The following is an 8903-nucleotide window of genomic DNA, read 5'->3' as shown; positions in this document are numbered from 1 at the left end:
ATTAAAAGAGGTACTCCCTTTGTAAATATAGCAGCAGTAAATTTCTAAAAAAAACTTGTTTTTTACCTTGGAATACGTATAACGGTCAGTTACGGATTTAAAGTTAATAATTTTCGGTTAAGCACTGACGTTAGCAATTCTGGGTAGATTCAAACGTAGTCGAATCCGTCGTAATTGCAGTTATACATTGTTGGCGTGTCGTTATTTTTTTTCATATTCTGTTATTATTGGCATATGGTCGCTGACACTCAACCAATTTTCAGCAGTTCCAACTTCCAAATTCGTTAATGTGCTTTCAAACTCTGTTGAGCCAAAAACATAATCTATATGGTATGGTCTTTCAAGTTTTCTTTGAAAATATAGTGTTGGTTTACTTTCCTTTCCTTGTTGTTCGCCTGTAACTTTATGGTAAAAACTTTCAATACCAATTTCTTTAAGTTCATTCACAACATCAGAATGATTCCACCATCTATCCCATTCATCCCAAATTTTATTACTATTAAAATCTCCAATTAATAGAATATTTTTCATTTTATCACGATTCACTTGAAGATATTTCCAAAACTGTCCCATATATCCAAAATTCGGTGAATTGTTTCTGTGAGTCCAAACAGCTAATAAGTTAAATTCGCTGTTAACTTCACACGGTAAAAAATGTTTTACGCTATGGTCTTTAAATTCATTAGACCAATTCAATTTTTTTAAATTTATTTCTGGTTTTGCAAAAATTGCGAGTCCTTTATTTTTTGTGTCACCTTTCCAGATATAATTATTCGCCCAATTTTGATATTCTTTGTGTTTGGATTCGGTTGGATTTTCGCATTCTTGAATTACATAAATGTCTGCATTCAATTCCGAAATTCGGTCGAATTTTTTTCTAAAAGCTCCATTACAATTCCAAGTAACAATTTTCAATTTTTAACGATATTTTTTAATGCACTCCAACTAGTTTTTATCTTCAAGCATTGGCACAAACCTAAACTCACCAAACTCTCTTTGCTCAAAGTCTTTTGGTCCTTTTCTAACAAACAAGGTCATGGTTTGCACATCCTCTCCTACAGGAATTACTAAACGTCCACCAATTTTTAATTGACCTAACAAGGCTTTAGGCACCATTGGTGCTCCAGCAGTTACAATAATACTATCAAAAGGAGCTTCTTCTTTTAAGCCTTTATAACCATCACCAAAAATTAATTTTTTAGGTCTGTAACCTAGTTTTGGTAAAAACTTGCTAGTAATTTTAAACAACTCCAGTTGGCGCTCTATACTATACACAGTAGCTCCTAACAAACACAATACAGCAGTTTGGTAACCACTTCCTGTGCCTATTTCAAGTATTTTGTGTCCTTTTTCTACTTGCAGTAATTCGGTTTGAAAAGCTACAGTATAGGGTTGCGAAATAGTTTGGTTTGCAGCAATTGGGAACGCTTTATCCTGATAGGCATGGTCTAAAAAACCAGAATCCATAAATAAATGTCTTGGTATTTTTCCAATAGCCTTTAAAACGTTGTCGTTTGTAATACCTTTTTCTTTAATGGTATTAACCAATTGTTGTCGTAATCCTTGATGCTTAAATGTATCTTTCAATGTATGGCAGGTTTTCGTTGCTAAGGTAATTCAAACCCAAAAAAGTTCAAAGTCTAAAAGTTGAAGTTTAACCATTTTTTCTAATTTCTAATCTAGAATTTCTAAAACTAAAATCTTATTTTTGTTAAAAACGTAAAAAACAATGCTAAAAGCAGGTGTACTTGGTGCTGGTCACTTAGGTAAAATTCATTTAAGACTTCTCAAACAATCTGAAAAATATGACCTTGTAGGGTTTTATGATGCTGATGAAGACAACGCTAAAAAGGTAGAAGCTGAGTTTGGTTATAAATATTTTAATTCTATTGACGCGCTTATTGATGCGGTTGATATGGTAGATATTGTTACACCAACTCTTTCGCATTATGATTGTGCAAAAAAAGCAATAGCTAAAGGCAAACATATATTTATTGAAAAGCCTATTACCAATACTGTAGAAGAAGCTGAACATATAAGAGAGTTGTTAGCGCAACACGATATTCGCGGACAAGTTGGACATGTAGAACGTTTTAATCCAGCGTTTACAGCTATTAAAGACAAGCTGGAAAACCCAATGTTTATTGAAACGCATCGTTTGGCTGAGTTTAATCCTAGAGGAACTGATGTTCCTGTGGTATTGGACTTAATGATTCATGATATTGATATTATTTTAAGCGTCGTAAAATCTAAAGTTAAAGCTATTTCGGCAAGTGGAGTTTCGGTAATTAGTGACACTCCTGATATTGCCAATGCAAGAATAGAGTTTGAAAACGGTTGTGTTGCAAACCTAACCGCAAGTAGAATATCGCTTAAAAACATGCGTAAAACACGCTTTTTCCAAAAAGACGCTTATATTTCAGTGGACTTTTTAGAGAAAAAATGTGAGGTCGTAAAAATGAAAGATGCACCTGAAACTCCAGGTGATTTTGATATGATTCTTCAAAATGCTGAAGGCATCAAAAAACAAATCTATTTTGATAATCCTGAAGTTGCCAATAACAATGCTATACTAGACGAACTAGAAACGTTTGCTCATGCCATCACTACCAATACAACACCAGTTGTAACCTTACACGATGGCACTGAAGCCTTACGTATAGCTACAATGATTATTGAGCAGTTTTAAATGGAACTCTTAATTATTTTAAACTAACAGATAACAAATACTTCTGCTTTCGCAGGAACAAAAATTAATTTTATTTATGAAAAATGTCGCTGTCATAGGAGCTGGAACCATGGGAAATGGTATTGCACATACTTTTGCTCAAAGTGGTTTTAAAGTAAACTTAATAGACATTAGTGAAGCTTCACTTAAAAGAGGAATGGATACCATCTCTAAAAACTTAGACCGAATGGTAGCTAAAGAAAAAATTACTGAAGCTCAAAAAGAAGAAACTCTAGGCAATATTTCAACCTTTACAAGCATTACTGATGGTGTTAAAGACACGAGCTTAGTGGTTGAAGCTGCTACCGAAAATGTAGATTTAAAACTTAATATTTTTAAGCAACTAGACGAAGCTTGTCCTAAAGACACAATTCTAGCAACAAACACATCATCAATTTCCATAACGCAAATAGCTGCTGTAACCTCAAGACCAGAGCAAGTAATTGGTATGCACTTTATGAATCCTGTGCCAATTATGAAATTGGTTGAGATTATTAGAGGTTATAACACTAGTGATGACGTTACCAATACTATTATGGAACTCTCAAAAACCTTAGGAAAAGTTCCTGTTGAGGTTAACGATTATCCTGGTTTTGTGGCTAATCGCATTTTAATGCCAATGATAAACGAATCTATTGAAACGCTTTACAACGGAGTTGCTGGTGTAACCGAAATAGATACTGTAATGAAATTAGGTATGGCACATCCTATGGGACCACTTCAATTAGCTGATTTTATTGGTTTAGACGTGTGTTTATCTATTTTAAACGTTATGTATGATGGATTTAAAAACCCAAAATACGCACCTTGTCCATTACTTGTAAACATGGTACAAGCAGGAAAATTAGGTGTAAAATCTGGTGAAGGGTTTTATGATTATTCAGAAAGCAGAAAAGCTGAAACCGTTGCGAAGCAGTTTGCATAACAAAACAACATTATATAGTATTGCGAAACTTACAAAACTAAGTTTCGCAATCTTTTCATAACAACTCACTTAATTTAATAACAAATGAAATTCCTGCTTTCGCAGGAAGTACTATGGCAAAAATAATCCCTTTTAAAGCTGTTCGTCCTACAAGAGACAAAGTGAGTTTGGTGGCATCTCGCTCTTACCAAACCTATACACAAGCTGAAAGGGAAGCACGATTGGATTATAATCCGTTTTCATTTTTGCATATTGTAAATCCAGGGTATAAATACGACAGGGAAATTTCTGGAATAGAACGCTATAAACTGGTGAAAAATCGCTATTTAGAGTTTAAGGAAGATAACATTTTTGTACAAGACCAAACCAATTGTTTTTACGTTTATAAAATTGTAAATCGAGAAGGTCAGGTTTTTAATGGTATTGTAGCTGCGGCAAGTGCTGAAGATTACGAAAACAACGTGATACGAAAGCACGAAGACACTATTGTTCACAGAGAGCATGTGTTTAAAGACTATTTAAAAACGGTTGGCTTTAATGCAGAACCTGTACTCCTCACCTATCCTGATAACAGCACAATTCAAAATTTAATTTCAAACATACAGCAACAACGCGCTGAGTTTGAATTTACAACAACATACAGAGACACACATTATCTTTGGATGATTGACAACCAAGACACTATTAACACCATTCAAGAGGAGTTTAAAAACATGCCTACAGTGTATATTGCTGATGGTCATCATAGGTCTGCATCGTCTTATTTGCTGTATAAAGATTTGAAAGAAAACAGCACAAACCACAATGGCTCTGAAACTTATAATTATTTTATGAGTTACCTAATTCCTGAATCTGAATTACAAATTCATGAATTTAACAGAGTTGTGAAAGACCTTAACGGATTAACCAAAGAGGAATTTTTAATTCAGTTAGATGCTATTTACCGAATTGAAAACAGAGGCATTATGCCATACAAGCCCTCTAAAAAACATCATTTCAGCATGTATCTAGATGGTGAGTTTTACTCGTTATATCTTAGAAAATCGCTTTATGATTTTAAATCGTCGTTAGATGCTCTTGATACTCAAATTTTATATAAAACCATTCTACAGCCTATTTTAGGGATTGACGATTTACGTAACGATTCTAGAATTACCTATATCAACGGAAAAAAAGATATTGTTAATTTAAAGAGCTGTATTGACAATGGTGAATTTGCTGTTGGTTTTGGTATGATTCCTGTGGATATTGAAGACATGAAGCAAATTGCTGACGACGGACTTAAAATGCCACCAAAAAGTACGTTTATAGAACCCAAAATACGTAGTGGTGTAACTATTTATGAGTTTTAAAACCATTTTATAAAAGTATTGAAACAATAATGACAATTTCAGAACAACTAAATACATTAAAATCTCAACTTCCTGAACATGTTACTTTGGTAGCTGTTTCAAAAACCAAACCTGTAAGCGCTATTATGGAAGCTTACAATTGCGGTCAACGCATTTTTGGTGAAAACAAAATTCAGGAAATGGTTGACAAACACGAGCAATTGCCAAAAGATATTGAATGGCATATGATTGGTCATGTTCAGCGAAATAAAGTAAAGTATATGGCTGATTTTGTTAACCTCATTCATGGTGTAGACAGCTTTAAGTTACTTAAAGAAATAAACAAACAAGCTCAAAAACACAATAGAACTATTAATTGTTTACTTCAAATTAAAATTGCTGAAGAAGACAGTAAATTTGGTATGTCTGCAAACGACGCTAAAGCATTAATAACTTCTGAAGCACTTTCAACACTACAAAACGTTTGTATTACTGGAGTAATGGGTATGGCAACTTTTACTGAAGATACCAATCAAATTGAAAAAGAGTTTCAGTACCTAAAAACTACATTTGAAACATTAAAACCGCTTCAAACTGAAAATTGTAACCTACAAACCATCTCAATGGGAATGAGTGGCGATTATGAGCTTGCCATTAAAAATGGAAGTACCATGATTAGAGTTGGAAGTAGTATATTTGGAGCTAGAAATTACAGTGAGCAGTGAGCAGTGAGCAAAACTATTTTTAACTTTTAACTTTTAACTTTTAACAAATTTACGCAATACTCGACATAGAAACTACTGGTGGAAAGTACAATGAAGAAGGTATAACCGAAATTGCAATCTACAAATTTGATGGTCATAAAGTAGTTGATCAATTTATAAGTCTTGTAAATCCTGAGCGAGAAATTCAACCTTTTGTAGTAAACCTTACAGGCATTAATAGCAACATGCTTAAAAATGCTCCTAAGTTTTATGAGGTTGCTAAACGTATTGTTGAAATTACCGAAGATTGTATTATTGTTGCTCACAATTCGCAGTTTGATTATCGTATTTTAAAAACTGAATTTAAGCGTTTGGGTTTTGGTTACAAGCGAAAAACGTTGTGTACTGTAGAGTTATCTAAAAAGCTTATTCCTGGTCAAGAATCATATAGCTTAGGCAAACTTACCAGATCATTGGGAATACCTGTAAGCGACAGACATAGAGCTGCTGGTGATGCTATGGCAACTGTAAAGTTGTTTAAAATGTTATTGACCAAAGACCTTGAAAAATTTATTGTTCAAGATGCAATACAAGTTGAAGCTAAATCAAAACTAAAACCTAGTTTAAAGCGTATAATTGACGAACTTCCTAACAGTACTGGAGTCTATTACATACACAATGAAGATGGCGAAATCATTTACATTGGCAAGAGCAACAACATAAAAAACCGAATTAGCCAGCATTTTACCAACACCAGTTCTAAGTCTAAAAAAATTCAATTACAAACAGCAGCTGTAACTTATGAAGAAACTGGCAGTGAACTTATTGCCTTACTAAAAGAATCTCAGGAAATAAAAAAGAACAAGCCTTTATTTAATAGAGCTTTACGCAGACACATTTTTAATTATGCGTTATATAGTTTTACTGATGACAATGGTTACATTAACCTAACTATAGACAAAGCCGATGGTAGAAAAAATGCAATTACCACATTTAGTAATAAGCAAAGTGCAAAACATTTTATCTTTAAAGCTATTGAAGAATTCCAGCTTTGTCAAAAGCTTTCTGGTGTATATCCAACAAAAAGTAATTGCTTTAACTATACTATAAAACAATGCTCAGGAGCTTGTATACAAGAAGAAAGTATTACTGACTACAACAATCGTGTAAAGCAATTAATTGATAAAAACAGTTACACAAACAAGAATATGCTTATTATTGATAAAGGACGAGAAGTTGATGAACGTAGCGTAGTATTGATAAAAAATGGATTGTTCAACGGTTTAGGACACTTCAATTTAAACTATCAAATTACTAATATGGATGTATTAGAGTCTTTAATCACTCCAATGGAAAACAATAGAGACTCTCAGCATATTATTCAAAACTACTTACGAAAAAACAAGAACCTAAAAATCATTCAACTATAATTTTGTAGATTTGGTATTTAGCGTCAATAGATAATAAAAGTGAAATCAAAATTTGATATTTTTAGACAAAAGGTGCACATCATAATTTATGGCACCAACACTGTAGCAGGAAAAGCTTTTGATATTGTCCTGCTTGGTCTAATTTTACTAAGTGTTCTTATGGTGATGCTAGAAACCGTTGACTCTGTTGACGAAAGGTATCACAACGTGCTTTTAATTTGTGAATGGGTCATAACGGTATTTTTCACTATTGAATATATCCTCAGAATTATTTCTATTAAAACACCATCTAAATACATTTTTAGTTTTTATGGAATTATCGACTTTATAGCAATTCTACCAATGTACCTATCGTTCTTTTTTGGTGGTGCACAAATTTTATCCGTAGTAAGAGCATTAAGGCTTTTGCGTATTTTCAGAATTTTAAACTTAGTACACTTTACTGGTCAAGCCTCAGAGCTTCGTTTAGCCATTAAAACAAGTAGAACTAAAATAATTGTTTTCATCTATTTTGTACTCGTAGTTTGTGTGCTTTTAGGTTCATTAATGTATGTTATTGAAGGCGAGGTTAATGGTTTTACAAGTATTCCTGTGAGTATCTATTGGTGTATTGTAACACTAACAACTGTTGGTTATGGAGATATACATCCTGTTACTCCAACAGGTCAGGTTATTGCTTCGCTAATCATGATTTTGGGTTATGGTATCATTGCTGTTCCTACAGGAATTGTTACTGCTGAATTTGCTCAAAACAGAAAGAAAAAAGGGTTATTTACTTTAGAAAAAGATTATCCTTGTCCTAATTGTGGTGTTGACGACCATAAGCAAAAAGCCGATTTTTGCTACAACTGTGGCAATAAGCTAGAACATGAGTAAATATCTAATCTCCATTGTTGGTCCTACTGCTATTGGCAAAACCGCTTTAAGTATTAAACTAGCTACACATTTTAATACCGAAATAGTATCGGCTGATTCTAGACAATTTTTTAAAGAAATGCATATAGGTACTGCTGCTCCAACAGCAGACGAATTGAGCGCAGCAAAACACCATTTTATTCATCATAAAAGTATTGAAGACAACTATAATGTAGGTGCTTTTGAGGTTGATGCTATTACAAAACTTTCTGAATTATACCAAACACATGATGTTGTTATTATGGCTGGTGGTTCTGGTCTTTATGTTGATGCTGTTACCAAAGGTTTGGATGAGTTTCCTAATGTAAAACCAGAAATTAGAGAACAACTTAACACAGTACTAGAAACTAAAGGACTAATTACCTTACAAGAACAATTAAAAGAATTAGACCTTGACGCATATAACACCATAGCCATTGAGAATCCGCATAGAGTGATAAGAGCTTTAGAAGTTTGCATTGGTTCGGGCAAACCCTACTCTTCTTTTTTGAACAAAGACAAAAAGCAGCGACAGTTTAAAACCATTTCAATAGGACTTACTGCTGACAGAGAGATAATTTATAATAGAATAAACTCTCGTGTAGATATTATGGTTAAAGAAGGCCTTCTAGAAGAAGCTAAAGCTTTGATACCAAAACAGCATTTAAACGCATTAAACACAGTAGGCTATAAAGAGCTTTTCAATTATTTTAATGGCGAATGGACTTTAGACTTTGCCATTTCTGAAATAAAAAAGAACACAAGACGTTTTGCAAAACGCCAATTAACTTGGTTTAAAAAGAATAAGGACACCTTTTGGTTTGACTACCAAACCAATGTCAAAGAGATCATAGCTACAATTGAACGTAATATAAAATCATAAAAAAAAAG

Annotated in this window: 9 protein-coding genes; 7 read left to right on the top strand and 2 right to left on the bottom strand. The window is 33.2% G+C overall.

Features of this window, described 5'->3' with window-relative positions; all coding sequences use genetic code 11:
- Window positions 1-201: 201 nt before the first annotated feature.
- Both OD803_RS12945 and OD803_RS12940 read right to left on the bottom strand, forming a co-directional pair.
- Window positions 202-915, bottom strand: coding sequence for an endonuclease/exonuclease/phosphatase family protein (locus OD803_RS12945; RefSeq protein ID WP_262733732.1), 714 nt, complete (start codon window positions 913-915; stop codon window positions 202-204).
- Window positions 916-945: 30 nt separating this feature from the next.
- On the bottom strand, window positions 946-1587 hold the full coding sequence (locus OD803_RS12940; protein ID WP_129760321.1) for a protein-L-isoaspartate(D-aspartate) O-methyltransferase: 642 nt from the start codon (window positions 1585-1587) through the stop codon (window positions 946-948).
- Window positions 1588-1729: 142 nt separating this feature from the next.
- Here OD803_RS12940 and OD803_RS12935 point away from each other — a divergent pair, with 142 nt between their 5' ends.
- The 7 genes from OD803_RS12935 to miaA all read left to right on the top strand — a co-directional run bounded on the left by OD803_RS12935 (window position 1730) and on the right by miaA (window position 8895).
- A complete protein-coding gene (locus OD803_RS12935) occupies window positions 1730-2689 on the top strand; it encodes a Gfo/Idh/MocA family protein (RefSeq protein ID WP_129760322.1) in 960 nt (319 codons plus the stop codon).
- Between the two features lie 76 nt (window positions 2690-2765).
- A complete protein-coding gene (locus OD803_RS12930) occupies window positions 2766-3653 on the top strand; it encodes a 3-hydroxyacyl-CoA dehydrogenase family protein (RefSeq protein ID WP_262733731.1) in 888 nt (295 codons plus the stop codon).
- Window positions 3654-3766: 113 nt separating this feature from the next.
- Entirely contained in the window at window positions 3767-5005 is a 1239-nt protein-coding gene (locus OD803_RS12925; protein ID WP_129760325.1) for a DUF1015 domain-containing protein, read from the top strand.
- 29 nt (window positions 5006-5034) lie between these two features.
- Window positions 5035-5709, top strand: coding sequence for a YggS family pyridoxal phosphate-dependent enzyme (locus OD803_RS12920; RefSeq protein ID WP_262733728.1), 675 nt, complete (start codon window positions 5035-5037; stop codon window positions 5707-5709).
- A 47-nt stretch (window positions 5710-5756) separates the two neighbouring features.
- Complete coding sequence (locus OD803_RS12915; protein WP_262733735.1) at window positions 5757-7118, top strand: exonuclease domain-containing protein; 1362 nt, start codon at window positions 5757-5759, stop codon at window positions 7116-7118.
- A 30-nt stretch (window positions 7119-7148) separates the two neighbouring features.
- Complete coding sequence (locus OD803_RS12910; protein WP_131507122.1) at window positions 7149-7994, top strand: ion transporter; 846 nt, start codon at window positions 7149-7151, stop codon at window positions 7992-7994.
- Window positions 7987-8895, top strand: a complete 909-nt coding sequence (miaA, locus tag OD803_RS12905) for a tRNA (adenosine(37)-N6)-dimethylallyltransferase MiaA (RefSeq protein WP_262733727.1) — start codon at window positions 7987-7989, stop codon at window positions 8893-8895. The genes OD803_RS12910 and miaA overlap by 8 nt, the downstream gene beginning before the upstream one ends.
- Window positions 8896-8903: the final 8 nt, after the last annotated feature.

It is taken from the genome of Gaetbulibacter sp. NE (assembly GCF_025548475.1).
Taxonomy (GTDB): Bacteria; Bacteroidota; Bacteroidia; order Flavobacteriales; family Flavobacteriaceae; genus Gaetbulibacter_B; species Gaetbulibacter_B jejuensis.
The sequence above is the reverse complement of the archived record's forward strand: the minus strand, read 5'-3'. Positions and strand labels throughout refer to the sequence as shown.

What these genes read in the sequence shown, in the direction of transcription:
- OD803_RS12935 (WP_129760322.1), top strand. Translation starts at nt 1,730, where the DNA reads ATGCTAAAAGCAGGTGTACTTGGTGCTGGTCACTTAGGTAAAATTCAT.
- OD803_RS12930 (WP_262733731.1), top strand. Translation starts at nt 2,766, where the DNA reads ATGAAAAATGTCGCTGTCATAGGAGCTGGAACCATGGGAAATGGTATT.
- OD803_RS12925 (WP_129760325.1), top strand. Translation starts at nt 3,767, where the DNA reads ATGGCAAAAATAATCCCTTTTAAAGCTGTTCGTCCTACAAGAGACAAA.
- OD803_RS12920 (WP_262733728.1), top strand. Translation starts at nt 5,035, where the DNA reads ATGACAATTTCAGAACAACTAAATACATTAAAATCTCAACTTCCTGAA.
- miaA (WP_262733727.1), top strand. Translation starts at nt 7,987, where the DNA reads ATGAGTAAATATCTAATCTCCATTGTTGGTCCTACTGCTATTGGCAAA.